This window comes from Nocardiopsis yanglingensis (assembly GCF_045809185.1).
GTDB lineage: Bacteria > Pseudomonadota > Gammaproteobacteria > Xanthomonadales > Xanthomonadaceae > Stenotrophomonas > Stenotrophomonas yanglingensis.
Genome location: NZ_JBJNRH010000002.1, coordinates 523,080 through 549,738, shown reverse-complemented (window position 1 = coordinate 549,738; position 26,659 = coordinate 523,080). Strand labels below are relative to the sequence as shown.

Annotated in this window: 23 protein-coding genes; 15 read left to right on the top strand and 8 right to left on the bottom strand. The window is 67.0% G+C overall.

What is annotated here, in order from left to right; genetic code table 11:
* Positions 1 to 249: 249 nt before the first annotated feature.
* Both ACJ7C5_RS05840 and ACJ7C5_RS05835 read left to right on the top strand, forming a co-directional pair.
* Positions 250 to 753, top strand: coding sequence for a hypothetical protein (locus ACJ7C5_RS05840; RefSeq protein ID WP_088024570.1), 504 nt, complete (start codon positions 250 to 252; stop codon positions 751 to 753).
* A 46-nt stretch (positions 754 to 799) separates the two neighbouring features.
* Positions 800 to 1,855, top strand: a complete 1,056-nt coding sequence (locus tag ACJ7C5_RS05835) for a suppressor of fused domain protein (RefSeq protein WP_412703306.1) — start codon at positions 800 to 802, stop codon at positions 1,853 to 1,855.
* A 67-nt stretch (positions 1,856 to 1,922) separates the two neighbouring features.
* Here the strand turns inward: ACJ7C5_RS05835 and ACJ7C5_RS05830 are convergent, their stop codons facing one another.
* The 5 genes from ACJ7C5_RS05830 to ACJ7C5_RS05810 all read right to left on the bottom strand — a co-directional run bounded on the left by ACJ7C5_RS05830 (position 1,923) and on the right by ACJ7C5_RS05810 (position 7,727).
* The gene (locus tag ACJ7C5_RS05830; protein ID WP_049434020.1) at positions 1,923 to 2,534 is read right to left on the bottom strand and encodes a glutathione S-transferase N-terminal domain-containing protein; all 612 of its coding nucleotides are present in this window, start codon (positions 2,532 to 2,534) and stop codon (positions 1,923 to 1,925) included.
* A gap of 84 nt (positions 2,535 to 2,618) precedes the next feature.
* Positions 2,619 to 3,077, bottom strand: coding sequence for a cell wall hydrolase (locus tag ACJ7C5_RS05825; RefSeq protein ID WP_004154513.1), 459 nt, complete (start codon positions 3,075 to 3,077; stop codon positions 2,619 to 2,621).
* A 297-nt stretch (positions 3,078 to 3,374) separates the two neighbouring features.
* Entirely contained in the window at positions 3,375 to 5,405 is a 2,031-nt protein-coding gene (locus tag ACJ7C5_RS05820; protein WP_094000342.1) for an NADPH-dependent 2,4-dienoyl-CoA reductase, read from the bottom strand.
* A gap of 498 nt (positions 5,406 to 5,903) precedes the next feature.
* On the bottom strand, positions 5,904 to 6,539 hold the full coding sequence (gene yczE / locus ACJ7C5_RS05815) for a membrane protein YczE (RefSeq protein ID WP_094000341.1): 636 nt from the start codon (positions 6,537 to 6,539) through the stop codon (positions 5,904 to 5,906).
* A 168-nt stretch (positions 6,540 to 6,707) separates the two neighbouring features.
* Positions 6,708 to 7,727, bottom strand: a complete 1,020-nt coding sequence (locus ACJ7C5_RS05810; RefSeq protein ID WP_088024587.1) for a zinc-binding alcohol dehydrogenase family protein — start codon at positions 7,725 to 7,727, stop codon at positions 6,708 to 6,710.
* A gap of 357 nt (positions 7,728 to 8,084) precedes the next feature.
* Between ACJ7C5_RS05810 and ACJ7C5_RS05805 the strand changes: the two genes are divergently transcribed.
* From ACJ7C5_RS05805 to ACJ7C5_RS05790, 4 genes are all read left to right on the top strand, one after another.
* Positions 8,085 to 9,173: an OmpA family protein gene (locus ACJ7C5_RS05805; protein WP_088024590.1), complete on the top strand. Its 1,089-nt coding sequence runs from the start codon at positions 8,085 to 8,087 to the stop codon at positions 9,171 to 9,173.
* 218 nt (positions 9,174 to 9,391) lie between these two features.
* Positions 9,392 to 9,898, top strand: a complete 507-nt coding sequence (locus ACJ7C5_RS05800; protein ID WP_012510168.1) for a hypothetical protein — start codon at positions 9,392 to 9,394, stop codon at positions 9,896 to 9,898.
* Between the two features lie 20 nt (positions 9,899 to 9,918).
* Positions 9,919 to 10,725 (top strand): pseudouridine synthase, encoded by an 807-nt coding sequence (locus tag ACJ7C5_RS05795; protein ID WP_412703305.1) that lies wholly within the window; start codon positions 9,919 to 9,921, stop codon positions 10,723 to 10,725.
* Positions 10,726 to 10,809: 84 nt separating this feature from the next.
* The gene (locus ACJ7C5_RS05790) at positions 10,810 to 11,145 is read left to right on the top strand and encodes a hypothetical protein (RefSeq protein WP_088024599.1); all 336 of its coding nucleotides are present in this window, start codon (positions 10,810 to 10,812) and stop codon (positions 11,143 to 11,145) included.
* A 126-nt stretch (positions 11,146 to 11,271) separates the two neighbouring features.
* On the opposite strand, the gene kbl is transcribed toward ACJ7C5_RS05790, so the two are convergent.
* Positions 11,272 to 12,480: a glycine C-acetyltransferase gene (gene kbl, locus ACJ7C5_RS05785; RefSeq protein WP_088024602.1), complete on the bottom strand. Its 1,209-nt coding sequence runs from the start codon at positions 12,478 to 12,480 to the stop codon at positions 11,272 to 11,274.
* A gap of 202 nt (positions 12,481 to 12,682) precedes the next feature.
* Between kbl and ACJ7C5_RS05780 the strand changes: the two genes are divergently transcribed.
* The gene (locus ACJ7C5_RS05780; protein ID WP_412703304.1) at positions 12,683 to 13,378 is read left to right on the top strand and encodes a TorF family putative porin; all 696 of its coding nucleotides are present in this window, start codon (positions 12,683 to 12,685) and stop codon (positions 13,376 to 13,378) included.
* Between the two features lie 125 nt (positions 13,379 to 13,503).
* On the opposite strand, the gene tdh is transcribed toward ACJ7C5_RS05780, so the two are convergent.
* On the bottom strand, positions 13,504 to 14,526 hold the full coding sequence (gene tdh, locus ACJ7C5_RS05775) for an L-threonine 3-dehydrogenase (protein WP_010483949.1): 1,023 nt from the start codon (positions 14,524 to 14,526) through the stop codon (positions 13,504 to 13,506).
* A 432-nt stretch (positions 14,527 to 14,958) separates the two neighbouring features.
* On the opposite strand from tdh, the gene ACJ7C5_RS05770 reads away from it, so the two are divergent.
* The 7 genes from ACJ7C5_RS05770 (at position 14,959) to ACJ7C5_RS05740 (ending at position 23,577) form a co-directional block, all read left to right on the top strand.
* The gene (locus ACJ7C5_RS05770; RefSeq protein ID WP_412703303.1) at positions 14,959 to 17,121 is read left to right on the top strand and encodes a S46 family peptidase; all 2,163 of its coding nucleotides are present in this window, start codon (positions 14,959 to 14,961) and stop codon (positions 17,119 to 17,121) included.
* A gap of 249 nt (positions 17,122 to 17,370) precedes the next feature.
* Positions 17,371 to 18,015, top strand: a complete 645-nt coding sequence (locus ACJ7C5_RS05765) for a histidine phosphatase family protein (RefSeq protein WP_010483945.1) — start codon at positions 17,371 to 17,373, stop codon at positions 18,013 to 18,015.
* Between the two features lie 41 nt (positions 18,016 to 18,056).
* Positions 18,057 to 19,328 carry a bifunctional tetrahydrofolate synthase/dihydrofolate synthase gene (folC, locus tag ACJ7C5_RS05760; protein WP_412703302.1) on the top strand — a complete coding sequence of 424 codons (1,272 nt, stop codon included), beginning with the start codon at positions 18,057 to 18,059 and terminating at the stop codon, positions 19,326 to 19,328.
* Between the two features lie 81 nt (positions 19,329 to 19,409).
* Positions 19,410 to 20,420, top strand: a complete 1,011-nt coding sequence (locus tag ACJ7C5_RS05755; RefSeq protein WP_412703301.1) for an SPOR domain-containing protein — start codon at positions 19,410 to 19,412, stop codon at positions 20,418 to 20,420.
* Positions 20,421 to 20,466: 46 nt separating this feature from the next.
* Positions 20,467 to 21,246: a CvpA family protein gene (locus ACJ7C5_RS05750; RefSeq protein WP_019336370.1), complete on the top strand. Its 780-nt coding sequence runs from the start codon at positions 20,467 to 20,469 to the stop codon at positions 21,244 to 21,246.
* Between the two features lie 30 nt (positions 21,247 to 21,276).
* Entirely contained in the window at positions 21,277 to 22,743 is a 1,467-nt protein-coding gene (gene purF / locus ACJ7C5_RS05745; protein ID WP_012510177.1) for an amidophosphoribosyltransferase, read from the top strand.
* Between the two features lie 9 nt (positions 22,744 to 22,752).
* Positions 22,753 to 23,577, top strand: coding sequence for a ferritin-like domain-containing protein (locus ACJ7C5_RS05740; RefSeq protein ID WP_088024615.1), 825 nt, complete (start codon positions 22,753 to 22,755; stop codon positions 23,575 to 23,577).
* A gap of 67 nt (positions 23,578 to 23,644) precedes the next feature.
* Here ACJ7C5_RS05740 and ACJ7C5_RS05735 read toward each other — a convergent pair whose 3' ends face one another.
* Positions 23,645 to 25,102, bottom strand: a complete 1,458-nt coding sequence (locus ACJ7C5_RS05735) for a DUF2235 domain-containing protein (RefSeq protein WP_412703300.1) — start codon at positions 25,100 to 25,102, stop codon at positions 23,645 to 23,647.
* Positions 25,103 to 25,327: 225 nt separating this feature from the next.
* On the opposite strand from ACJ7C5_RS05735, the gene ACJ7C5_RS05730 reads away from it, so the two are divergent.
* Positions 25,328 to 26,581: a zinc-dependent metalloprotease gene (locus ACJ7C5_RS05730; RefSeq protein WP_412703299.1), complete on the top strand. Its 1,254-nt coding sequence runs from the start codon at positions 25,328 to 25,330 to the stop codon at positions 26,579 to 26,581.
* Positions 26,582 to 26,659 lie beyond the last annotated feature (78 nt).

The following is a 26,659-nucleotide window of genomic DNA, read 5'->3' as shown; positions in this document are numbered from 1 at the left end:
GTGTTGTCGTCCGCCGGCGGGCTGGTGGGTTGAGTTGGTAGTGCCGGCCGCTGGCCGGCACCCCCCCTCAATCCTGAGGTTGCCGGCCAGCGGCCGGCACTACCCGCAGCACTTGCGCTAAGCTCGGCCTGTCATCGACCTGCAATACGCGGCGCGCGCCGGGGAAGGCGCGTGCCGTCCGGGGATGGCACACAGGGGAGCGTGCCCGTCAGGGCGCGCCGGCATTGCGCATCGAGGGAGGGGGAGGCAATGGCATTGCTGCACGCCAAGACGGCTGCTGGCCGTCAGGAAATCGAAGACCGTGGCCGGCGCCTGCCGGCGGCACTGCGTTCGATCCTGCTGATGGTCGACGGCCATCGCGATGACACTGAACTGCGCGGCCTGTTCGAAGGCCTGCGCGCACCACCGGACGCACTGGAGCAGTTGTCAGCACAGGGCCTGATTGAAGTGGTCGGCGGAAGTGCCGAAGCCGCACCGACGCGCAGCATCAGCGCCGGCCGCGAACAGGACCCGGCGCTGTACCAGCAGCTGTACGACGCGATGAGTGAGGCCGTGCGTCGGCATCTGGGCCTGAAGGGCTACTTCATTCAGTTGAAGATCGAACGCTGCACCGATGCGCTGGCGCTGGAACGCCTGTGCCCGGAACTGCTGGCGGCGGTGGGCAAGGCGCGCAGTCCGGCGCTGGCGCAGCGCTGGTGGCAGGAAACCCAGGCGGCCGTGGTGAATGGTGGCGATGAGGTCGTGCAGGCCTGAGCCACCGCGTAAAGTGATCGGTTCACTTCCCCACAAGGAGTCCCGTGTGCAGGACGACCACGACGTCACCGATACCCCCGGCTGGGACGCGATCAATGCGGCGCTGGCGCCGCTGTATGCCGGGCAGGAGCCGCGCCACTACGGCACCGCGCTGCCGTATACGCTCGGTGGGCAGGATCCGCTCGATGGCATCAGTGTCTACTGGGCGGAGGCGCCGCTGCCGCATTGGCACTACATCACCTATGGCTTCTCCGAGCTGTATGCCAAGGAGAGCAGTGATGCCACCGCCAGTGGCTATGGTTTCGAGCTGACCTTCCGCCTCGCTGCCGACGCCGGTGAGAACGCTGGCAGCGCACCGCCGGTGTGGCCGATGAACCTGCTGCAGAACCTGGCGCGCTATGTGTTCGGCAGTGGCAACGTGTTCGAGGATGGTCACCACCTCAATGCCAATGGCCCGATCGCGCTGGAGACCGACACGCGGTTGTGCCACCTCGCCTTCATCGCCGACCCGCAGCTTCCCGCGCGTGATACCGCCAACGGTCATCTGCAGTTCCTGCAGCTGGTCGGGTTGACTGATGAAGAAATGGAGGCGGTCAAACGCTGGTCGACGCGCGGCGTGCTGCAGGCGCTGCAGCCGGCGATGCCGCTGTGGATCAGCGACCTGCATCGCGGCAACCTGCTGGAGGATCCGGTACTGGCCGCACAGGTGCAGGCCGGCAGCGAGCGCGAGGGCTCCAGTACCGGCATGTTGTTCATCGAGACACTGGATTGGCGGCAGGAGGCGGGCGTCACCACCCTGGTGCTGGGGGGCGGCCAGGTCGCCAGCGTGTGCGAGCTGCTGCCGCTGCGCCTGCGCCATGGCAAATCGCTGGAACTGGTCAGCCGCGAGCGGCAGTGGGAGTTCATCCCGGCCGGGCACGGTGAAGTGGGCGACGTCTCCGCCGACAACGCGCGCTGGGCACTGGATGAGGCGGGACTGCAGGCCCTGGCGGGCGTGCGTGCCGAGCGCGGTATCTACCCGGTGGCGGCGGCGCTGCGCATCGAAGTGGTGCCGACCTACCTGCGCGATGCCAAGGGCGAAGTGATCCGCCAGATCGGCTGATCACGCTGTTGGAACCGAGGGGGTCAGAGCCGCCTGCTGCGCAGACGGATCCGACCCCGGGTCACGCTCAGGCCAGGCCTTCCGCCTTCAGCGCGGCCTGCACGCCGGCGTCGGCATCCATGCGCGCCTTGTAGGCGGCCAGGTTGTCCAGGCCGGACAGGTCGACCTTGGTGCCGGCGGCCCAGCGCAGGGTGATGTAGAAGTACGGGTCGGCGAAGCTGCGGAAACCGGCCAGCCAGGGCTTGTCAGCCAGCTGCTTGTCAGCGGTTTCGAACAGGCCACGCAGGCGCTTGTGCGCGGCGGCGCGGATCGCATCGAACTGGCTCTCGTCGGCGATGAACTTGCCCGGCGCGAACAGCGGCGAGAAGGCCGGATGCACGTCCGAATTGACGAAGGCCAGCCAGCGGGTGGCTTCGGCGCGCTGGCGCGGGCTACCGTCGCCGCCGAGGCCGGCCTGCGGGAAGCTGTCGGCGATGTAGCCCATGATCGCGGCGTTCTGCAGCAGCACGAAGTCGCCGTCGACCAGTGCGGGGACGGCGCCGGCCGGATTGATCTTGAGGAATTCCGGACCCTTCAGGGTGTCCTTGTTCAGCAGTTCAACCTCGAACGGCTGGCCGGTCCACTGCAGGGCGATGTGGTCGGCGGTGGAACAGGCACCGGGCTTGCTGTACAGCTTCATGGGAACTCCAGGTGATGCGGGCGGGAAGCGCCCACTATCCCAGAGCCTGGCGGCGGGCGGCAACGCTGCCGCCAGCACGGATCGTTACGACTGCCGTGGCTTGAGGTTCTGCACCTTATAGAAGGTGTGATCGCCGATGGTGGCCACCTGGTACGCGTTGCGCCAGTTCGGGCTGGCGATGGACAGCGCGGCGAAGTGGCTGGCACCGGGCACGATCTCGCGGCGTTCGCCGGCCGGCAGCGCCCAGTTGCGCTCGGCGTCGAAGGCCACGTTCATCGCCTCGCTCCAGGCCGCGTCATTGCCCAGCTGGGTGCCGGGGGAGACGATGGTCGGCGCGAACTGCTTGCGTGCGGTGACCACCTGGCACATCGAGTCGCCCCACAGGCCACTGTCGAGGCGGCGCAGGGCGACCTCGGCGACGGCCTGCTGGCCACGCAGGGTCTGGTCGCGGGCTTCCAGGTAAACGGTGGTGCTCAAACACAATGAATCAGCGGCCGGCTGCGGCAACAACTGCGACAGCCAGAGAATCCAGGCCAGTTTCATATAACTCCTTGCTCCGTGTGGGCCGCACCCTCGGGTTCCGGCCGCGGGGGCGACAGGAGGCGGGGTACGACTTGGCGTCATGGGGAGGCGGCCATCGGGGCCGCCCCGTGGGCAGCCCCAAAAGAAACGATCAGTACCGATCGAGGGGCTGCGCCGGCTCACCGGAAACTGGCTGGTGAGCGGAAAGATGGCGCAAGGTAGGGGGGCATAGCCGAACGCATCGTGAACCGTCCGGCTTGACATTCAGGTTCGGCAGGGCTGACGGAAATCACATTCCGCCCCCCATTCAGGCGCTCATCAGAGCGCGGCGGCGACCCGGCTGCCCTGGTCGATGGCCCGCTTGGCGTCCAGTTCGGCCGCTACATCGGCACCGCCGATCAGCTGCGCGTTGATGCCGGCGGCCTGCAGTTCGGCCTGCAATGCACGGTTTGGTTCCTGCCCGGCGCAGATCACCACATGGTCGACCGGCAGCAGCTGTTCGCTGCCTTCCACGCGGATGCGCAGGCCTTCGTCGTCCACGCCCAGGTACTCGACGCCACCGAGCATGCGCACGCCCTTGGCCTTCAGCGTGGCGCGGTGGATCCAGCCGGTGGTCTTGCCCAGTCGCGCGCCGGGCTTGCCCGGGCTGCGCTGCAGCAGCCACAGCCGACGCGGTGACGCCTCGACCTCGGGCCGGCCCAGTGAGCCGCGGGCCTCGAAGCTGGCATCCACGCCCCATTCGGCCATCCAGCGCTGCGGGTCCAGCGAGGGTGACTCACCGGCATGGCTGAGGAACTCGCCGACATCGAAGCCGATGCCGCCGGCGCCGATGATCGCCGCATTGGTGCCCACTTCAACCCGGCCCAGCAGCACGTCCAGGTAGCTGACCACCTTGGCGTGGTCAGCGCCGGGGAAGTCGACCTTGCGCGGGGTGATGCCGGTGGCCAGCACCACCTCGTCGAAGCCGGCCAGGGTGGCGGCATCGGCGCGGGTGCCGAGGCGCAGCTGCACGCCGGTTTCGGCCAGCGTGTGGCGGAAGTAGCGCAGGGTCTCGTAGAACTCTTCCTTGCCGGGGATGCGCTTGGCCACGTTGAACTGGCCGCCGATCTCCTCGTTGGCATCGAACAGGGTGACCTGGTGGCCGCGCTGGGCAGCGACCGTGGCACAGGCCAGGCCGGCGGGGCCTGCGCCGACCACGGCGATCTTCTTCGGCGCGGCAGTGGGGTGGTAGACCAGCTCGGTCTCGTGCGCGGCGCGCGGGTTGACCAGGCAGCTGGCCAGCTTGTTCTCGAACACATGGTCCAGGCAGGCCTGGTTGCAGGCGATGCAGGTGTTGATCGCCTCGGCACGGCCGGCGCGGGCCTTGTTCGGCCACTGCGGGTCGGCCAGCAGCGGGCGTGCCAGCGACACCATGTCGGCGCCGCCATCGGCGAGGATGCGCTCGGCGACGTCGGGCATGTTGATGCGGTTGGTCGCCACCAGCGGCACCTTCACATGCGGCTTGAGCTTGGCGGTGACCCCGGCGAAGGCAGCCCGCGGCACCGAGGTGGCGATGGTCGGAATGCGCGCTTCGTGCCAGCCGATGCCGGAATTGATGATCGTCGCGCCGGCCGCCTCGATCGCCTGCGCCTGCTGCACGATCTCTTCCCAGTTGCTGCCGTCATCGACCAGATCCACCAGCGACAGGCGGTAGATGATGATGAAGTCCGGGCCGCAGGCCTCGCGGATGCGGCGCACGATCTCGACCGCGAAGCGCATGCGCTGGCTGGCGTCACCGCCCCAACGGTCGGTGCGCTTGTTGGTGCGCGGGGCGATGAATTCGTTGATGAGGTAGCCCTCCGAACCCATCACTTCGACGCCGTCGTAGCCGGCCTCGCGGGCCAGCTTCGCGCTGCGTGCGTAGTCGGCGATATGCCGCTCGACGCCGCTGGCCGACAACGCACGCGGGGTGAACGGGTTGATCGGTGCCTTCAGCTTCGACGGCGCCACCGACAGCGGGTGGTAGGCGTAACGGCCAGCGTGCAGCAGCTGCAGGCAGATCTTCGCGCCGTGCTGGTGCGCGGCGGCGGTCAGCTGGCGGTGCGGCCGCACTTCCCAGGGCCAGGACAGCTTGCCGCCGAATGGCTTCAGCCAGCCGACCACGTTCGGGGCGAAGCCACCGGTCACGATCAGGCCGACACCGCCCTCGGCGCGCTCGGCGAAGTAGGCGGCCAGCCGCGGGAAGTCGCGGGCGCGATCTTCCAGGCCGGTGTGCATCGAGCCCATCAATACGCGGTTGCGCAGCTGGGTGAAGCCCAGGTCCAGCGGGGCGAACAGGTGGGGATAGGCGCTTTCGTTGGCTGGCGACATGGTCGATACGCTTGCGTACGGAAGCGCGAAGCGTGCCGCGAAACGGCGGCCGGGGCAAGGGCCGCTCTTGGGGTAGTGCCGGCCGCTGGCCGGGTACGCTCGGCACATGCGTGCTGTCGCTCCCGCAATTCGCTGCGCGAACCGCGGGCCCCACTTACCGGCCTCCAACCCCCGCGCCTGCGGCGCTGCCCCCGAACTCCGGGGGGTAGTGCCGGCCGCTGGCCGGGTACGCTCGGCACATGCGTGCTGTCGCTCCCGCAATTCGCTGCGCGAACCGCGGGCCCCACTTACCGACCTCCAACCCCCGCGCCTGCGGCGCTGCCCCCGAACTCCGGGGGTAGTGCCGGCCGCTGGCCGGGTACGCTCGGCACATGCGTGCTGTCGCTCCCGCAATTCGCTGCGCGAACCGCGGGCCCCACTTACCGGCCTCCAACCCCCGCGCCTGCGGCGCTGCCCCCGAACTCCGGGGGTAGTGCCGGCCGCTGGCCGGCATCCCGTTCAGCTCAGGGGGGACTGCGGTTGCCGGCCAGCGGCAGGCACTACCGGGGGACGACCAATCCCGAACCAGCCCAGCGTCACCCCGCACAGCGGGCCGATCAGCAGGGCGAAGGCGAGGGTGCCGAGGCCGACATTGCCGCCCAGCCACCAGCCCAGCAGCAATACGCTGCCCTCGATCAGGCTGCGCACCTTCCAGATCGGCCAGCCGGTGCGGGCGTGCAGGCCGGTCATCAGGCCATCGCGCGGGCCGGGGCCCAGCTTGGCGCCGATGTACAGGCCGGTGGCCAGCGCAACCAGCAGCATGCCGGCACAGAACATCGCCAGCTGCCAGCCCAGGCCGACCGCCGGCGGCAGCAACCACAGGCCAAATTGTGCGGACGGGCCGATCAGCATCACGTTGAGAACGGTGCCGACACCAGGTTTCTGTCGCAACGGCCACCAAAGCAGCAGCACCAGCGCGCCGATCACATTGGTGGCCAGGCCGAACGACAGCGGCGTCTGCGCGGCGATGCCCTGCGACAGCACGTCCCAGGGAGCAACGCCGATCGCGGCACGGATCATCAGCGAGGCACCGAAGCCGTACAGGAACAGGCCGACGGTCAGTTGCAGCAGGCGCAGCGGAAGGGCAGTGGGCATGGGGCACTCGGGGGGAGGAGGATCTGTTCCCACCGTAAATCCGATTCAGTCGCTTCCATAGATACAGATGCCGGCCAATCCGCTGTTACAGGCAGCCTTGATCCTGCATGTGGGGCTGTTCTGCGGAGCCGAGCATGGGCTCGGCTCTGCATCGGCGTTCCAGCCTGGCTAATCGTCCCAGCCCGCCAGTGCCAGCTTGCCAAGCGTGCGCCCGCTGGCCAGGCGCTGATGCGCGATGTCCAGGTTGGCCGCATTGATCGTGCCCAGTGTCTCGCTGAGGGTGCCGCGCAGCTGGCCGGCGTCGATCATGCTGGCCGCGCGGCTGAGGATGCGGTGCTGTTCGATGCGGTCGGCGGTGGCGAAGCGCGCGCGCGCGAACATGAATTCCCAGTGGATACCGATGCACTTGGCCTTGTACGGATCTCCGATGCGCAGCGCGCCGCGCGGTTCGACGATCAGGCCGACATGGCCCTGCGGCGCCAGCAGCTGGCCCAGTTCATCCCAGTAGTGGTCGGTGTCGGCCAGATTGAGTGCGACATGTACCGCATCGATGCCCAGCGCCTGCAACTGCGCCAGCAGCGGTCGGCTGTGGTCGATCACATGCTGCGCACCCATCTGCCGGCACCAGTCGGCCGAGGACGCGCGGGAGGCGGTGGCGATCACCTCGAAGCCGGCATGGCGGGCCAGCTGGATCGCCATCGATCCGACGCCGCCCGCACCGCCGATCACCAGCAGGTACTGGCCGGCATGACGGCAGTCATCCAGCTGCAACGGCATGCGCTGGAACAGCAGTTCCCATGCGGTGAGCGTGGTCAGCGGCAGGGCGGCCGCTTCAGCGAAATCCAGCGTGGTCGGCTTGCGTGCGACCAGGCGTTCATCCACCCATTGGTACTGCGCATTGCAGCCCGGGCGGGTGACATCGCCGGCGTAATAGACCTCGTCGCCGGAGGCGAACAGGCTGGCCTCTTCGCCGATGGCCTCGACCACGCCGGACGCGTCCCAGCCGAGCACGCGGGGCGCCTCGAGCGTGGCCGGATCAGTGGCCGCGCGCTGCTTGCCATCGACGGGATTGACCGAGACTGCTTCGACCCGGATCAGCAGATCACGACCGCGCGGAGGCAGGGGTGGGGGCAGCTGGACATCGCCCAGCGCGGGGGCGGATTCACGACTCAGGGCGACGGCTTTCATCTCGGCTCCGGCTGGGTTCGTGGCCCCATCATAAGGTTCCTCACGTTTCCGCAAGCGCGCTGAACCGTGTGAAGCAATCCGTTGCGGAATATGTCGCTTCCGCCGCCTAAACACCGTCAAACCCTTGCAGCGCGAAGGTCTTGCGGATTTTCATCATCCTGTATAGGGTTTCAACGTCGGACCGGTGGAGGGTCGGGCACAACACTTCACATGTTACGGGACTGTTAACATGACCTTCACCCGCCTGAGCATAATGTTCGCGGCGGTGGCGTGCTGAATCGGCTGTCGAACATCGACGCAGTAGTGCTGGCCCATGCCTCTACCGGTTTCATACCCCCGAAATAGGAGCTGTACTCAATGAACAAGAAGATCCTTACTGCCGCGCTGCTGGGTGGTCTGGCTTTCGCCCAGGCTGCCTCCGCGCAGGAGTTCGATGACCGCTGGTACCTGACCGGTTCGGCCGGCTTCAACTTCCAGGACAGCGACCGTCTGACCAATGACGCTCCGTTCGTGACCCTGGGCCTGGGCAAGTTCATCAGCCCGAACTGGTCGCTGGACGGTGAGCTGAACTATCAGAACCCGAACTTCGATTCGAACAAGGACCTGAACTGGTCGCAGTACGGCGTCTCGCTGGACCTGCGTCGCCACTTCATCAAGGAAGGCCGCGGCTGGAACCCGTACATCCTGGGTGGCCTGGGCTACCAGAAGTCGGAAGAGTCCTACCCGTTCGATGCCACCGGTCCGCGCAAGCGTAAGGACGGCAACGTTGCCGCCAAGCTCGGCGTCGGCCTGCAGACCACCTTCGAGAAGCGCGTTGCTGTCCGCGCCGAAGTTGCCTACCGCGCTGACTTCGACGACCAGAGCGTTGCCGCCAAGAAGGAAGACTGGTTCGGTGACGTGCTGGCTTCGGTCGGTGTCGTGATCCCGCTGGGCCCGGCTCCGGTCGCGGCTGCTCCGGCTCCGGCTCCGGTTGCCCCGAGCTGCGCCGACCTGGATGACGACGGTGACGGCGTCAACAACTGCGACGACAAGTGCCCGAACTCGCAGCCGGGTCAGACCATCGGTCCGGACGGTTGCCCGGTGCCGGTCTCCATCGACCTGAAGGGCGTCAACTTCGACTTCGACAAGTCGAACCTGCGTCCGGACGCCGTGGCGATCCTGAGCGAAGCCACCGAGATCCTGAAGCGTTACCCGGATCTGCGCGTTGAAGTTGCCGGTCACACCGACTCGAAGGGTACCGACGCTTACAACCAGAAGCTGTCGGAGCGTCGTGCTACCGCCGTGTACAACTACCTGACCAAGAACGGCGTTGACGCCGGTCGCCTGGTCGGCCCGATCGGCTACGGCGAGAGCCGTCCGATTGCTCCGAACACCAACCCGGATGGTTCGGACAACCCGGAAGGTCGCGCCAAGAACCGTCGTACCGAGCTGAACGTCCAGAACTAAGTTCTGACGCTCTGCCAGTAAGACACAGCAGGACCCGGCTTCGGCCGGGTCTTGTTGTTTCTGCGGCCGGGAATCTGGAATTTCATGCGTCAGGGCAACCGTTCGTCGGGATTTTTTCCACAAAACCAATGAGTTGCCGTATTCATTGAAAGTGGCGCTTGAAAGCTGGCGCGGCATTGCTAAACTCGCCGCGTCACTTCCTTCCGTGGATGTCCCTCATGCTGCGCTCTGCATCGGCCGCCGTTCTGGCGCTGGCCCTGGTTCCCGCCGCCCACGCCGCGGTCGATTGCTCGGTCAACACCAGCGCATCGCCGCTGCCGTTGCCGGCCACGACCATCGCGCCGGTGGCCGACGAGCTGTACATCCGTGGCAATCAGCTGGGCATGCCGGCCGGCGTGCTGAGCGGCAATTACGATCCGTCGCAGTCGCTGGACCAGGTGCTGCAGCGCCTGCGCATCGATGGCTGCCAGAACATCGCCAAGGCCATCCCGAGCGCGCCGGCAGTGAAGCCGAACGATCCGGCGGCCTACAAGCCGCAGACCGAGTTCGACAATACGCCGTGGCGCTTCGACATGAGCCAGAACGGCAAGCGCATGACCGCCGAAGAATTCGACGCCTGGATGAAGGCGCGTGGCGTGCGTGTGGTCAAGGCGCGTCCTGCTCCGGCCGCCACTCCGGCCCCGGCCGAAGCACCGGCTGAGACCAAGCCGGTCGACAAGAAGTAAGCGCCGCGGGGAGCAGAGGCTTGCGCACGCGCCGCCCACCTGCCGCCCCCGCCGCCCGCTCCCACGCATTGCGTGGGCGTGCGACTCCGAATGTCTCCAGTGGCGTGCGCCATGGCCTGGCGCGCGTGCTGTCCAAGGCCGGCGTGTGCTCGCGCAGCGAGGCCGCGCGCTGGATCGCCGAAGGGCGCGTACGTGTCTCCGGCCGCATCGTGCGTGATCCCGAGTTCCCGATTGGCCAGCCGGCGCCACCCATCGAGGTCGATGGCCAGCCGATGGGCGCGCCGCAGCGCCTGTACCTGATGCTCAACAAGCCGCGCGGGGTGGTGACCACCGCGCAGGACGAGCGTGGTCGCGACACCGTGTACCGTTGCTTTGATGGTGCTGGCCTGCCGTGGATCGCGCCGGTCGGGCGCCTGGACAAGGCCAGCGAAGGGCTGTTGCTGTTCAGCAACGATCCGCAATGGGCGGCGCGCCTGACCGACCCGCAGACCGGGCCGGACAAGACCTACCACGTGCAGGTTGATGGCCTGCCCGATGACGCCACCCTGGCGGCACTGCAGGCCGGCGTGGAGGACGAGGGCGAGTTCCTCGTTGCCCAGGCCGTGCGCGTGCTGCGCAGTGGCGACAAGACCGCATGGCTGGAGGTGGTCCTCGACGAGGGCCGCAACCGTCATATCCGCCGCCTGTTGGCGGCCTTCGACCTGCAGGTGCTGCGCCTGGTCCGGGTCGCGATTGGTGGGCTGGTGCTCGGCGATCTCGGCAAGGGCCAGTGGCGGATGCTGGAGGTCAGTGACCAGCAGCGGCTGGGGGCCGCTGCACCGGGCTGATCATCGCCCGCGGCCGGCAGTTGCCGGCCACCGTTCCAGGCGTAGGGGGCGCCTGGTTGTTGAATTTCCCGAACGGAGCCTGCCATGTACCACCCGACCCTCAACCAAACCCTGCGCTGCGCAGGCCTGCTGCTGCCGATGATGCTGCTGACCGCCTGTGGTGGCCACAAAAAGGTGGCCAAGGCGGAAACGCCGGCCGAAACCCCGGTGGTGGAAGTGAAGACCCCGGAGCTGGATGGTCGCGGCAGCTACCGCTTCCTGATGAGCAACGGCGACAAGAAGATGACCGCCGACGAGTTCGATGCCTGGATGAAGGCCAATGGCATCCGCGTTGCCAAGGGCAACGGCCAGGACGCTGCCGCCAAGCCGGTGGTGGTGGCCAGCAAGGACGAACCGAAGGGCAAGAAGAAAAAGAAATGACGCCTGTGGGTGTCGGCCCGGGTCGGCACACCATCAAGCTCCGGTAGGTGCCGACCTTGGCCGGCACGCCTTGCCTGGTGGGGTCAGAACCCTTTCCGCAGGAAAGGGATCCGGCCCCGGCCATGATCAGCCCTTGATCACGCCCAGCTCGACGCCGATGCGGGTGAACGCATCGATCGCGCGGTCGAGATGCTCGCGGCTGTGCGCGGCGCTGATCTGGGTGCGGATGCGGGCCTGGCCCTTGGGTACCACCGGGAAGAAGAAGCCGATCGCGTAGATGCCTTCTTCGAGCAGGCGCTCGGCGAACTTCTGCGCCAGCGGTGCGTCGTACAGCATCACCGGGCTGATCGGGTGCACGCCCGGCTTCACGTCGAAACCGGCTGCGACCATCTTTTCGCGGAAATAGCGGGTGTTCTCCACCAGGGTGCCGCGCAGATCGTCAGCGGCGGCCAGCATCTCGAACGCTTTGATGCCGGCGGCAACCACATGCGGCGGCAGCGAGTTGGAGAACAGGTACGGCCGCGAACGCTGGCGCAGCAACTCGATCACCTCGGCGCTGGCGCAGGTGAAGCCGCCCAGTGCGCCGCCCATGGCTTTGCCCAGGGTGCCGGTGATGATGTCGATCTTCTCCAGCACACCTTTCACTTCGGCCGAGCCGCGGCCGGTGGCACCCAGGAAGCCGGTGGCATGGCATTCGTCGATGTGCACCAGCGCGTTGTACTTCTTTGCCAGCGCGGTGATTTCGTCCAGCGGGGCGATGAAGCCGTCCATCGAGAACACGCCGTCGGTGGTGATCAGCTTGGTCTTGCAACCGGCGGCATCGGCGGCCTGCAGCTGGGCTTCCAGGTCGGCCATGTCGCAGTTGGCGTAGCGGAAGCGCTTGGCCTTGCACAGGCGCACGCCGTCGATGATCGAAGCATGGTTCAGTGCATCGGAAATGATCGCGTCGTTCTCGCCGAGCAGCGGTTCGAACAGGCCGCCGTTGGCGTCGAAGCAGGCCGCGTACAGGATGGTGTCCTGCTTGCCGAAGAAGTCGGCGATCTGCTTCTCCAGCTGCTTGTGCAGGTCCTGGGTACCGCAGATGAAGCGCACCGAGGCCATGCCGAAGCCGTGGGTATCCAGCGCATCCTTGGCGGCCTGGATCAGGTCTGGATGGTCGGCCAGGCCCAGGTAGTTGTTGGCACAGAAGTTCAGCACCTTGCGGCCGTCCTCGAGGGTGATCTCGGCCGACTGCGGGCTGGTGATGATCCGCTCGGACTTGAACAGGCCCTGGGCGCGGATGGCGTCCAGTTCCTCGGCGTAGTGGCGGGTCAGGGCGGAGGAGGCGTCGGTCATGGCGTGGGCACGGCTCTGAACGGGGAAACCGCTGATTCTACCGGGCATCGCCGCTTGCCGGCCGGCCTGGCCGGGGCATCGCCACGGCCGGCACATGTTGCATCGCAATAGCAAACTGGTTAAGAATTCGTGAACCGGAGCTGTCGCAGCTCCGGCTGCTCCCGCCTTCCACGCCACGCCACCGCCCCCACCGGAGACGCTCATGAAGCACGCCCGTGCCTGCCTCGCCATTGCCGCTGCCCTGACCCTGGCCGCCCCGTTCGCCGCCAGCGCCCAGGAAAGCGAATCGCCGTACAGCTGGAACGTCACCGCTGTTTCCGATTACCTGTTCCGTGGTGTGTCGCAGACCGATGAGGATCCGACCCTGCAGGCTGGCTTCACCTACACCAGCCCGGTCGGCCTGTATGCCGGCGTCTGGGGCTCGGGCGTGGACTTCGGTGCAGGTGATCCGAAGACCGAGGTCGACTACCTGATCGGCTACGGCGTGGACGTCACCGAGCGCGTCAACTTCGACGTGCTGCTGAACCGCTACACCTACCTGAAGTCCAGCCACCAGAACTACAACGAGCTGATCACCACCACCACGCTGGATGACACCTACAAGCTGACGGTGGCCTACACCAACGATGTATGGAACAGCAGCACCGATGGCTGGTACTTCGGCCTGGGCGGCAGCTGGGGCCTGCCGAAGGACTTCACCCTGAATGCCAATGTCGGTCGCAGCACGTTTGAAGACGGCATCGCCAAGGATTACACCGACTGGAATGTCGGCGTTGAGCGCCAGTTCGGGATGGCCAAGGTCGGCCTGGGCTACTACGGCACCGACGGCAACGGCCGCGACAACTCCGGCAAGCTGGCCCACAGCCGCGTGATGCTGAGCGTGGCCATCGGCAAATAACCCTTGCGTCGGTAGGTGCCAGGCTTGCCTGGCACGCTTTACGAAAAAGGCGCCCATCGGTGCCTTTTTCAGCTTCAAGGTGTGCCGAGCAAGCTCGGCACCCACCCATCGCGCGCGGCGAAGGGTCAATTCCAGCTCAATACCACCTTGCCGGCCTTGCCTTCTTCCATCAGGTCGAAGCCCTTCTGGAAGTCGTCGATCGGCAGCTGGTGGGTCATCACCTTGCCGAGCGGGAAGCCGGACAGCACCAGCTGGGTCATCTTGTACCAGGTCTCGTACATCTTGCGGCCGTAGATGCCCTGCACGGTCAGGCCCTTGAAGATGATCTTGTCCCAGTCGCAGCCGGCGCCCTTGGGCATGATGCCGAGCATGGCGATCTTGCCGCCGTGGTACATGCAGTCGAGCATGTCGTTGAACGCACGCGGGTTGCCGCTCATTTCCAGGCCCACGTCGAAGCCCTCCATGTGCAGTTCCTTCATCACGTCCTTCAGCGACTGGTTGGCCACGTTGACCACGCGCGTGGCGCCCATGTCGGCGGCCAGCTTCAGGCGGAAATCATTGACGTCGGTCACCACCACGTTGCGCGCACCGATGTGCTTGCAGATGCCGGCGGCGATGATGCCGATCGGGCCGGCGCCGGTGATCAGCACGTCCTCGCCGATCACGTTGAACTCCAGCGCGCAGTGCGCGGCGTTGCCGTAGGGATCGAAGAACGCGGCCAGCTCGGACGGAATCTGGTCCGGGATCGGCCACAGGTTGCTGGCCGGCATCACCATGTATTCGGCGAACGCGCCGTTGACGTTGACGCCGATGCCGACGGTGTTCGGGCACAGGTGCGGACGGCCGCCACGGCAGTTGCGGCAGTGGCCGCAGACGATGTGGCCTTCGGCAGAGACGCGCTGGCCGATCTCATAGCCGGTCACGGCCGAGCCGAGTGCGGCGACGCGACCGACGAATTCGTGGCCGATGGTCAGACCCGGCTTGATCGTGCGCTGGCTCCACTCGTCCCACAGGTAGATGTGCAGGTCGGTACCGCAGATCGCGGTCTTCTCGAGCTTGATCAGGACCTCGTTCGGGCCCGGGGTCGGCACCGGAACTTCTTCCAGCCAGATGCCCTTGGCCGCTTCGCGCTTGACCAGGGCCTTCATCGTTTGCTGCGCCATCGGGGTGGAACTCATCAGGGGGAAAACGCGGATTATAGGCCTCCCCGGCGATTTCCCATGTTGCGCTGCGGGTGCAGTGGCGGAACGAAAGGCGTGCGCCGGCGGGCGTTTCGAACGTACTGCGAACAGCGGCGTCGCTTCGCTCGCCGGGCATGGCTCGGCGCTACCGTCCGGGGCCAGGGGACTGTGGGGAGGCGAGAGGCCAGGCCGATGCAGGACCGTGAGTGCCATGGATGGCGCGACCGAGCCCCCATGGATGGGTTTACGGCGTGTCCTGCATCGGCCTGGCCTCTCGTCTCTGACCGATCGCAATGGAGACGCTGAACGGTGGAAGCACCTGATTGCATGACTTCCGGGGTTCGGGGCGGGGCAGGGCGGCGGGCTACAATCGAAGGTTCCACTACCAGGGGCCGCTCCATGCGCTCGAACCTGCTTGCATTCTCCATCGTCGCCAGCCTCGGGCTGGCCCAGGTCGCCCATGCCGCTGAAGGCATGTGGGTGCCGCAGCAGCTGCCGGAAATCGCCGGTCCGCTGCAGAAGGCCGGCCTGAAGCTGTCCCCGGAACAGCTGTCCAACCTGACCGGCGACCCGATGGGCGCGGTCGTCGCCCTCGGCGGCTGCACCGCCAGCTTCGTCTCGCCGCAGGGCCTGGTGGTCACCAACCACCACTGCGCGTATGGCGCCATCCAGCTGAATTCGACCGCGCAGAAGAACCTGATCAAGGACGGCTTCAACGCGCCGACCCTGAAGGACGAACTGAGCGCGGGCCCCAACGCCCGCGTGTTCGTGCTCGACCAGATCACCGACGTCACCACCCAGGCCAAGGCTGCCATCGCTGCCGCCGGCAACGACCCGCTGGCCCGCAGCCGCGCGCTGGACGCCTTCGACAAGGCCCAGGTGGCCGCCTGTGAAGCCGACGCCGGCTTCCGCTGCCGCCTGTACAGCTTCTCCGGCGGCAACACCTACCGCCTGTTCCGCAACATGGAAATCAAGGACGTGCGCCTGGTCTACGCGCCCCCGGGCAGCGTCGGCAAGTTCGGCGGTGACGTCGACAACTGGATGTGGCCGCGCCACACCGGCGATTTCTCGTTCTACCGCGCCTATGTGGGCAAGGACGGCAAGCCGGCCGCCTTCGCCGCTGACAACGTGCCGTACCAGCCCAAGCACTTCCTGAAGTTCGCCGACCAGCCGCTGGGCGCCGACGACTTCGTGATGGTGGCCGGCTACCCGGGCCGCACCAACCGCTATGCACTGGCCGGTGAGTTCAACGAAACCGCCAGCTTCACCTACCCGACCATCGCCAAGCACTACAACGCGGTGCTGAAGATGATCGCCGACGCCGGCAAGGCCGACGCCGACGTCAAGGTGAAGTACGCCGCCACCGCCGCCAGCATGAACAACGTGGCCAAGAACTACCTGGGCCAGCTGGAAGGCTTCAAGCGTATCGACGCCGCCGGCCAGAAGCAGGCTGAAGAAGCCGCCGTGCTGGCCTGGCTGAAGAAGCAGGGCGCTGCCGGCAAGCCGGCCCTGGCTGCACACGCGCAGCTGCTCAAGCATCTGGATACCAGCAAGTCCACGCGCGAACGTGACCTGTTCGTCGGCCAGTTCAACAACACCTCGGCCGTTGGCGCAGCGATCACCCTGTACCGCCTGTCGATCGAGCGCAGCAAGCCGGATGCCGAGCGCGAAGCCGGTTACCAGGAACGCGACCTGACCACCATCGAAGGCGGCCTGAAGCAGATGGATCGCCGCTACGTGGCGAAGATGGACCAGCAGCTGCAGACCTACTGGCTGGACCAGTACGTGGCCCTGCCGGCCGCGCAGCGCGACAACGAAGTGCTGAACAAGTGGCTGGCCGGCAGCGATGCCGCTGCGGTCAAGTCGCTGGTGAACAAGCTGGGCGGCACCGAGCTGGGCAGCCTGGACACCCGCCTGAAGTGGTTCAAGGCCGACCGTGCTGCGTTCGAAGCCAGCAGTGATCCGGCCATCCAGTACGCGGTGGCCGTCATGCCGGCGCTGCTGAAGCAGGAAGAGCAGAAGAAGATCCGCGAAGGCGAATCGCTGACCGCACGTCCGCTGTACCTGCAGGCCGTGGCTGACTACAAGAAGAGCCAGGGCGAGTTCGTCTACCCGGACGCAAACCTGTCGCTGCGCATCACCTTCGGCAACGTCATGGGCTATGGCAAGGACGGCGTGAAGTACACCCCGTTCACCACCCTGGAAGGCGTGGCAGCGAAGGAAACCGGTGAAGATCCGTTCGATTCGCCGAAGGCGCTGCTCGATGCGGTCAAGGCCAAGCGTTACGGCGGCCTGGAAGACAAGCGCATTGGTTCGGTGCCGGTGAACTTCCTGTCCAACCTGGATATCACCGGCGGCAACTCCGGCTCGCCGGTGCTGGATGCCAACGGCAAGCTGGTGGGCCTGGCCTTCGATGGCAACTGGGAATCGGTCAGCTCCAACTGGGTGTTCGACCCGGTGATGACCCGCATGATCGCCGTCGACAGCCGCTACATGCAGTGGATCATGCAGGAAGTGGCGCCGGCGCCGCAGCTGCTGAAGGAACTGAACCTGGTCAAATAAGGTTCGCGGTTCCGGGCGGTCCATCCACGCATGGCGTGGATCTACTGCCTGTACCGATGGTAGTGCCGGCCGTTGGCCGGCACCCTCGACTCAATGGCCGGAAGTTTCGAAACCCCGCGACCCATGTCGCGGGGTTTTTTCATGCCCGGCCCGGCCGGGTGCGCCGAACAGGTATCATCCCTGTTCCGCGTACTTCACAGGATGTGAACGAAACGCGGAAACCTCCTCCCCCCAGGACCCCTTGCACGCATGCGCATCCTGCTTGCCCGCCACGGCGAAACGCCGTGGAACGCCGAAGGCCGCTACCAGGGCCAGATCGATATTCCGCTTTCGCCGATCGGTGAAGCCCAGGCCCAGGCACTGGGTGCCCGCCTGGCTTCGGTCGACATCACCCGTGCGGTGGCCTCGCCGCTGTCGCGCGCCCAGCGCACCGCGCAGCTGGCGCTTGGCGCCGCGCGTGCCGACATGCTGCTGACCGAGCCGGAGCTGCAGGAAATCGCCCACGGTGAGTGGGAAGGCCTGCTCGCCAGCGAGATCAACGAGAAGGACCCGTCGCGCCTGCAGGCCTGGCGCGAGGAACCCGATACCGTGCTGATGCCCGGCGGCGAATCGCTGCGGCTGGTGCTGGAGCGCAGCTGGCGTGGCCTGGCCCGTGCCACCGAAGGTCTCGGCGAGCACGACACGCTGCTGGTGGTTGCCCATGACGCGGTCAACCGCGTGATCCTGTGCAAGGTGCTGGGCCTGCCGATTTCCCGCCTGTGGACCTTCCGCCAGGCGCCGACCACGCTCAACCTGCTCGAAGGCGCCGACCTGGACAGCCTGGAAGTGGTGCGCCTGAACGACTGCGCCCACCACACGCCGTTCTTCGGCGAAGCCAAGCACCGCGCACTCTGACCTGCCACACCGAACCACCTGTACCTGTTGGAAGCACTGCCGTGACGAACACCCCGACCACCCTGGCCGATTGGCTGGATTACATTGAACGCCAGCACCCGGCGACCATCGACATGGGCCTGGAACGCGTGCGCACCGTGGCCACGGCGATGGGTCTTGGCGCGCCGGCTGGGCGCACCATCGTGGTCGGTGGCACCAACGGCAAGGGCTCCACTGTGGCCTTCATCGAGGCCATCGGCCGTGCTGCCGGCTGGAAGGTCGGCGCGTATACGTCGCCGCACCTGCTGCGCTACAACGAACGTGTGCGCATCGATGGCCAGGATGTCGACGATGCGGCGCTGGTTGCTGCGTTCAATGCCGTCGAAGCGGCACGCGGCGACACCACGCTGACCTATTTCGAGTACGGCACGCTCGCTGCTTTGCAGCTGTTCGCCGACGCCGGTCTGGACCTGGCGGTACTGGAAGTGGGCCTGGGCGGGCGTCTCGATGCGGTCAACATCGTCGACGCCGACGTGGCGGTGATCACCACCGTGGACATCGACCACGCCGAGTGGCTGGGCGAGGACCGCGAAGCGATCGGCGCCGAGAAGGCCGGCATCATCCGCGGCTGGAAGCCGGTGATCCTGGGCGAGACCGATCCGCCGTCCAGCGTGCTGGCGCGTGCCTACCTGGTGGGTGCCAACGCGATCCGCGGCGGCAGCGATTATTTCTACGAGCCGATCGACGCCCAGCGCTGGCGCTGGCGCGACGTCGGCCTGCGCATGGAGCTGCCGACCCCGGCGCTGGCCGGCCCGATCCAGCTGGCCAATGCCGGTGCCGCCATCGCCGCCCTGCGCGCGCTGGACAAGCCGGTGCCGCGTGCGGCGTGGGCCGCCGGGATCGCGGCAGCGCGCATTTCTGGGCGCATGCAGGCATTCGAGCGGGATGGCGTGCAGATCCGTGTGGACGTGGGCCACAACCCGCAGGCGGCGGGCCAGCTGGCGCGTGCGCTGAAGGCCGAGGTCTCGGCCGGGCGTACCCTGGCAGTGTACGCCGCGCTGCAGGACAAGGATGCGGTGGGCGTGGTGCAGGCGCTGCAGGATGTGGTGGGCGAGTGGACCCTGGCCGGGCTGGATGGCCTGCGTGGGCAGAGTGCCGCCCAACTGCAGTCGCGCCTGGCCGGCACGGCGGCGGCCAAGGCGCCGCTGGCCGATAGCGTCGAACAGGCACTGGCGCAGGTGCTGGCCCAGGCCGGGCGCGGCGACCGTGTGCTGGTATTCGGCTCCTTCCATACCGCCGCGGCGGCCCTGCAGATGCTGCAGGGCGATGCCTGATCCGCGTTCAGCCAACGCCGACGCCGTCCGGTCCGGCACCCGTATAATCGACCGCAACCCCCGGACAGTTGCCTGCCTCACGTGGATACGCCTCTGAAACAGCGTCTGATTGGTGCCATCGTGCTGGTGGCACTGGCCGTGATTTTCCTGCCGATGCTGGTCAAGGGACCCGCACCCGACAGCGGTGTCGCCAATGTGCCGATCGCCGCACCGGATGCGCCGGCCGATGGCCAGTTCGAAACCCGTGAGCTGCCGCTGGTCGCCCCGGCCGGTGGTGCCACCGGCCTGCAGACCGGGCAGGCCAAGCCGCTGCAGGACGCCGCCCCGCCGGCCACGCCGCCGACCGTGGATACGTCGCCGGCGGTCGCCGCCGGCAACTATGCGGTCACCTTCGGTGCCTACGGCAGCAAGGCCGATGCCGATGCCGTGATCGCCTACCTGAAGCGTTCGCAGCTGCCGGGCTTCACTGAGACCGCCACCATCAGTGGCCGTCAGGCATGGCGTGTGCGGGTCGGACCGTATGCCGACCGTGCCCAGGCCGAAGCGGCCCGCCTGCAGGCGGTGAAGATCCGTGCGGATGTGAAGGCCGAAGTGATCACCCTGGACGCGGCGGCCGGCAGCAGCGCCCCGGTTGCGGCCACCCCGGCACCGGCTGCGCCGAGCGCCAGCACCCCGTCCGCAGCCACTGCGCCCTCGGCCAGCAGCAATCCGGTCCGCAGCGAAAGCCTGCCGCCGAGTACGCCGGCCGCCAAGCCGGAACCGCCGAAGCCGGCGCCGAAGCCCGAGCCGAAGCCCGAGGCCACCGCCAGCAAGCCGGCGACGGCGCCAGCCACACCGGCGGCACCGGCTGCCAGCGGCGTCGGCTTTGCCGTGCAGCTGGGCGCGTTCGGTCAGGCCAACGATGCCAATGCCCTGCGCGACAAGGTCCGCGCCGCCGGCTTCAGCGCTTTCGTCGAACAGGTCCGCACCGAAAAGGGCACCCTGCATCGCGTCCGCGTCGGGCCGGTGGCCAACCGCGCCGATGCCGAGCAGCTGAAGGCGCAGGTCGCCGCCAAGGTCGGCGTGGCCGGCATGGTGCGACCGCACCCATGACCCACGCGCAGCCCCGTTGCCAGCGCCGCCGAAGGAGCGGGGCGCCATGATCGACGTGGTGCTGCTGATCGTGATCGCCGCCTCCACCCTGCTGGGGATGCTGCGCGGCTTCGTGGGAATCGTCATCGGCACCCTGTCGTGGCTGCTGGCCGCGTGGGCGGCCTTCGCCTTCGGCAATGATGCCGCTCATTGGTGGGCCGCCCCGGCGGCCCCTGGTGGCGAACACTTCGTCGGTGGCTACCTGGGGGTCGGCATCGGCGTGATGATCGTGGTCGCGGTGATCGGCATGGTCATCAAGGCCCTGGTCCATCGCAGCATGCTGACCAGCCTGGACCGCCTGCTGGGCGGGGTGCTGGGCGCCGTGCGGGGCGGCCTGATCGCCGCGATCCTGCTGCTGCTGGGCAGCTTCACCCCGTTGACTGCCGAGCCGTCCTGGCAGCGCTCTGCGGTGCGCCCGCTGCTGAACCCCACGGTGGCCTGGATGAACAGCAAGCTGCCGCACTGGGAGGTTCCTGGCGCCGATCTGCTGCCCAAGGGCTTGCCGACCGACGCCCTGTCCCCATCTGCATTGATGGAGTTGGGCAAGAACGCTGGCGCCGGGTTGGGAAAGCCGGGCGCGGCAGGCGATAATGGCATCCTCAACCAGGTAGTGGCAGGCAGCGGATGGCTGCGGCCTGCGAAAGCGGAACAGGGCGATTCCTACGATCCGGCCGAAGTGCGCCCGGACGCTCCTGCACTGCCGGACAGTATCGAGCCGGGCGATCCGGCCAACGTCGACCGCGCGCGCGGCGACCACCGCGGCCAGGTACGGCCACCTTCCTTGTAACTGGGCACAGCCCAGCGGAGACCTCGCACCATGTGTGGCATCGTCGGAATCGTCGGCAACCAGAACGTCGCCGGGCAGTTGTATGACGGCTTGACCGTCCTCCAGCATCGCGGCCAGGATGCGGCGGGCATTGCCACCGTCAATGGCAGCCGCCTGCGGGTGCAGAAGGCCACCGGCCTGGTCCGCGATGTGTTTGATGCCCGCACCATGTCCACCCTGGAAGGCAGCGTCGGCATCGCCCATGTGCGCTACCCGACCGCCGGTTCGGAAGGCATGGACGAGGCGCAGCCGTTCTACGTCAATTCGCCGTACGGCATCGCGCTGGCCCACAACGGCAACCTGATCAATACCGAAGCCCTGCGCCAGCAGGTGTTCGAGCAGGACCGCCGCAACGTCAACACCGATTCGGACAGCGAAGTGCTGCTGAATGTGTTCGCCTATGAACTGGAACAGCAGCGCCAGCTGAGCCCGGAAGCTGCGATTCGCGCGGTGGCCGGCGTGCACCGCCGCTGCAAGGGTGGCTACGCGGTGGTCAGCGTGGTGCTGGGCCTGGGCCTGGTGGCCTTCCGCGACCCGCATGGCATCCGTCCGCTGGTGCTGGGCAAGCGCAGCCATGCCGAGGGCGACGAGTACATCGTCGCTTCCGAGTCGGCCGCACTGGATGTGCTGGGCTTCCAGCGCGTGCGTGACGTGCAGCCGGGCGAAGCGCTGGTGATCACTGCGCGTGGCGAGCTGTTCTCGGAGATCTGTGCCGAGCCAGCCGAGCACACCCCGTGCATCTTCGAATACGTGTACTTCGCGCGCCCGGATTCGATGATCGACAACGTCTCGGTGCACAAGGCGCGCATGCGCATGGGCATCAAGCTGGGCGAGAAGATCCTGCGGCTGCGCCCGGACCACGATATCGACACCATCATCCCGATCCCGGATACCTCGCGCGATGCCGCGCTGGAGATCTCCAACGTGCTCGGGGTGAAGTACCGCGAAGGCTTCATCAAGAACCGCTACATCGGCCGCACCTTCATCATGCCGGGGCAGGGTGAACGCGTGAAGTCGGTGCGCCGCAAGCTCAACCCGATCCATCTGGAATTCCGCAACCGCGTGGTGCTGCTGGTGGACGACTCGATCGTGCGTGGCACCACCAGCCAGCAGATCGTGCAGATGGCCCGTGATGCGGGCGCGCGCAAGGTCTACCTGGCCAGCGCGGCACCGCCGGTGCGTTACCCGAACATCTACGGCATCGACATGCCGGCGGCCGAAGAGCTGGTCGCGCACAACCGCACCGTGGAAGAGATCGAGGCCCACCTGGGCTGCGACTGGCTGATCTACCAGGACCTGGAAGACATGGAAGCGGCGGTGAGCGAGGGCAACCCGGCGCTGCGCAACTTCGATTCGTCCTGCTTCAACGGCCATTACCCGACCGGCATCGAGCCGGGCTACTTCGAGCGCATCCAGCAGCTGCGTTCGGACGACGCCAAGCACAAGCGCCGCGCCTGAGGTCCAGGCGTGGTTGACGTGCCCGACGTTGGTGGCGACCTGCTGCGCGCCGCGCAGCAGTGCCTGGCCGAAGCTGACCCGCTGCGCAAGGTCGCGCTGACCCAGGCGTATGCGGCCGCGTTCCGTGCCGGCCGCCTGAAGGTGGCGGCCGATGCGCCGCCGCCCGAGCCGATCCGCATGCCGGGCCGGCCGCCGCAGCTGGTACTGGTGCATCCGCGCGAAGTGCCGCGGCGCGGACTGGGCGGGGTGGAAGGGCGTGCCGCGTTCATCCACGCCATCGCCCACATCGAACTCAATGCGATCGACCTGGCCTGGGATGCGGTGTATCGCTTCCGTGGCCTGCCGCCAGCGTTCCATGCCGACTGGGTCAGCTGTGCCGACGACGAATCGCGGCACTTCATGCTGCTGCGCGAGCGCCTGCAGGTGCACGGCCACGACTACGCTGATTTCCCCGCGCACAACGGCCTATGGGAAATGTGCGAAAAGACCGCGCACGATGGCCTGGCACGCATGGCGCTGGTGCCACGCGTGCTGGAAGCGCGCGGCCTGGACGTGACGCCCGGCATGATCGAGAAGCTGCGCAATGTCGGCGATGGCGAGACCGCCGACGTACTGGAAGTGATCCTGCGCGAGGAAGTGGCGCATGTCGCTGCCGGTTCGCGCTGGTACCGCTGGTACTGCGATCGCGCCGGCGTCGAGCCGCGCGCACGTTTCAAGGAACTGCTGGTGGAGTACGCCGGCGGCTACCTGCATGGGCCGTTCAACATCGAAGCGCGCCTGCTGGCCGGATTCGATGCGGATGAGCTCGCCAACCTGGTTGAACAGGCCGGTTGAAGAAAAGGGGACGGAGGGGATCAAGTCGTTTGTGCCACAAACGACTTGATCCCCTCCGTCCCTTTTTTCAGGCGTTCGGCAACACCACGCGCCTGCCATCCACTGTGGGCCGGTTGATGTAGAACAGGCCGGGACCGGGCCGGTACGGCAGTTCGCTGACACCGGCATCGGCGGCGTAGGTCAGTGCGGTGTCGCCCAGTGCATCGAAGTTCCAGTGCGCCGACTGCATCAGGTAGCGCCGCCGCAGCAGCGCCTCCTGTGTCTGCGTCAGCGGCTGTCCCGCCACCAGGCGCCGTGCGATCGGCTGCAGGGCGGACGGCAGCTCCCAGCCGGGAACTCCAGCGGCATTGGCGGTCCATTGCACGCCAGCGTCGATGGCCTGCTGCTGCATCACCTGCAGTGCGATCAGCTGGTAACGCCAGTCGATGCGCCGACGCAGCACCACCGCTGCGGTCACATACAGCACCGGTGACAACAGCACGCTGCGGCTGCCGGCGCGACGCTGCTGCTGCCACTGGTGCCAGACATCCACCCAGACCTCCTTTTCACCCACGCCCAGCTGCTGCCGCCAGCGTTCGGCGTCGGCCTGCGTTTCGGCGTAGGCCGTGGTGGCCTGCAGCAACGCCAGTGGAGGGACCTGGTAGTCGGAAACCGCTGGGCGGCGCAGCTGCTGCCGGCGCGGACGGCTGAGCAGCTTGGGCCCTTCTTCCAGCTGGTTGTAGCCACCGCCGATGTTGGCGTGCACGCCGGGCAGGGCGATCTCGGTGAACGTTGGCGCGACGCTCGTCAGCGGGTAGTGCTGGCGATGTTCATCACGCGCGGTGAGCTGTACCACGTGTGCGGCGATGCCACTGCGCAGCGCCAGTTGTGGCTGTTCATCGGCGCGGCCGCCATTGACCGCGACCACGGTGTCGAACAGGCCGATGAAGCGCAGCACCGGCATGGCAGGTGCGAAGTCGGTTGCACAGGCAAGGCCTGAGGCCTGCAGCAGCTGGCGCCAGCGCGCGCTGTCCCAGCCCTGCAGCTGGTTGGCGATATCACGCGCCGCGGCAGCGCCTCGTGAAAACCCGAACAGATCCAGCTGCACGCGACGCAGCGGCTGCCGCCAGCGCGTGGACAGCTCGGCAAGCGCGGCCGGCAGCAGCACCTGCAGCGCGCGCTGCACTTTCGCCCGCACGCCGCTGGCACCGATACCGAAGGCCAGGCCGATCAGATCATCATCGGCATCATCGCGGGTGCCCACGCCTTCCACGTAGATCGACAGCGAAGGCGTGGCCATCGCATCGTGGCGGCTGTCCGGATACAGCTGCTGCAGGCGCGCGATGTTGGTCGGGCCGTTGTCGTAGCTGCTGGTCAGCCGGCTCTGATAGGTCGAATCGTCATCCGCACGCAGCTGCACCGGGCGTGGCTGTGGCAGCTGCGGACGACCGCGCGCCAGGTTGTGGGCGTTGTTGCGGGTGCCATCGAAGAACAGGCCGATCCGCAGCAAGCCGACATCTTCGTCCGTGTCCTGCGATGGTGCCATGTGCATGTCCCGTCGTGACTCCGTCACGGTAGCGCGAAAGCGGTGTATTGGCGAAGTGTAGTGACGCTTTTGACCTTACTTAACGCAGATGCGGTCGATCACAGTTCCTGATTTTCATTCCCATCTTCTATTGAATTCACACGACCCGCGCAGGCCATATGGCCAAACCCGGCAAACCCGGGCGTGCTGCATCAACGCTGTTCACATCATTCAAGGAGCGACGCAATGTTGTCCAGATCGATTGGCAAAGCGGCAGGTGGCCTGGTGTTGGGTTTGTCGGTGGCAGCGGCCGCGCATGCGGCACCGTTGTTCGAGCCGGTGACGGTCATCAGCCGGGCATCGGCAAACAGTGAGCCCGCGCTGGGCAAGCTGCTGGCCACCCCGTCCACGGCGACGGTACAGGAAGTGCGAGTCGATGCTGCTGCCACCGCGCAGCCGCAGCTGGAGTTCGAACTGCTTGGCCAGCACGTGCAGGCGGTGCGCAGCAAGGTTGAAGCACTGCCTGATGGCGGCAGCATCTGGTACGGCCAGTTCCGCTCACCCTCGGACAAGCTGACCGCCGCCACGTCCAATGGCCAGGACGATCCGGGCAATTCGCTGATCCTGGTGCGTTCGGGCAATACCATCACCGGTTCGATCCGCAAGGACGGCAAGCTGTATCGCCTGCGCCCGCTGGGCAACCGCCATGTGCTGGTGGAAGTGGATGAATCGCGGATGCCGGCCGATCATCCGGCCGACTACAACCAGCTGCCGAAAATCCCGATGGGCAACAACGATCGCATCGGCATCGCGCAGGCCTCGTCCGGTAGTCCGGCCACCATCCGCGTGCTGGTGGTGGCGACCAATGCAGCGGTAACGGCCTATGGCGGCAACATGCAGTCGCTGGTGCAGCTGGCGGTGGCCGAGTCCAACCAGGGCTACGTCAACAGCAACGTCGGCATCACCCTGCAGCTGGCCGGCTACGAGACCACCAGCTACACCGAGTCGGGCAGCTTCGACACCGACCTGGCGCGTTTCCGTGGCACCAGCGACGGCTACATGGACAGCATCCACACCAGCCGCAACAGCACCGCAGCCGACGTCGGCGTACTGCTGATCAACAACACGGCGTATTGCGGCCTGGCGTCGGGCATCGGCTCGACGGCGTCGACGGCGTTCGCGGCGGTGTACTGGGATTGCGCGACCGGCTACTACTCGTTCGCGCACGAGATCGGCCATCTGCAGAGTGCACGGCACGATATCGCCAGTGATCCCAGCACGTCGCCCTATGCATACGGGCACGGCTATCGCTACGAGCCTTCCTCCGGTTCGCGCTGGCGCACGATCATGGCCTATGACTGCTCGGCCGGCTGCCCGCGCCTGAACTACTGGTCCAACCCGAACATCAGCTACAACGGCATCCCGATGGGCAATGCCAGTACCGCCGACAACCAGCGCGTGCTGGTCAATACCAAGGCCACCATCGCGGCCTTCCGCTGAGGCCAATCGCCGACCGGGGTCGGCGTCTACCCGGGTGCGTGCACCTGCCCTGGTAGATGCCAACCTTGGTTGGCACCC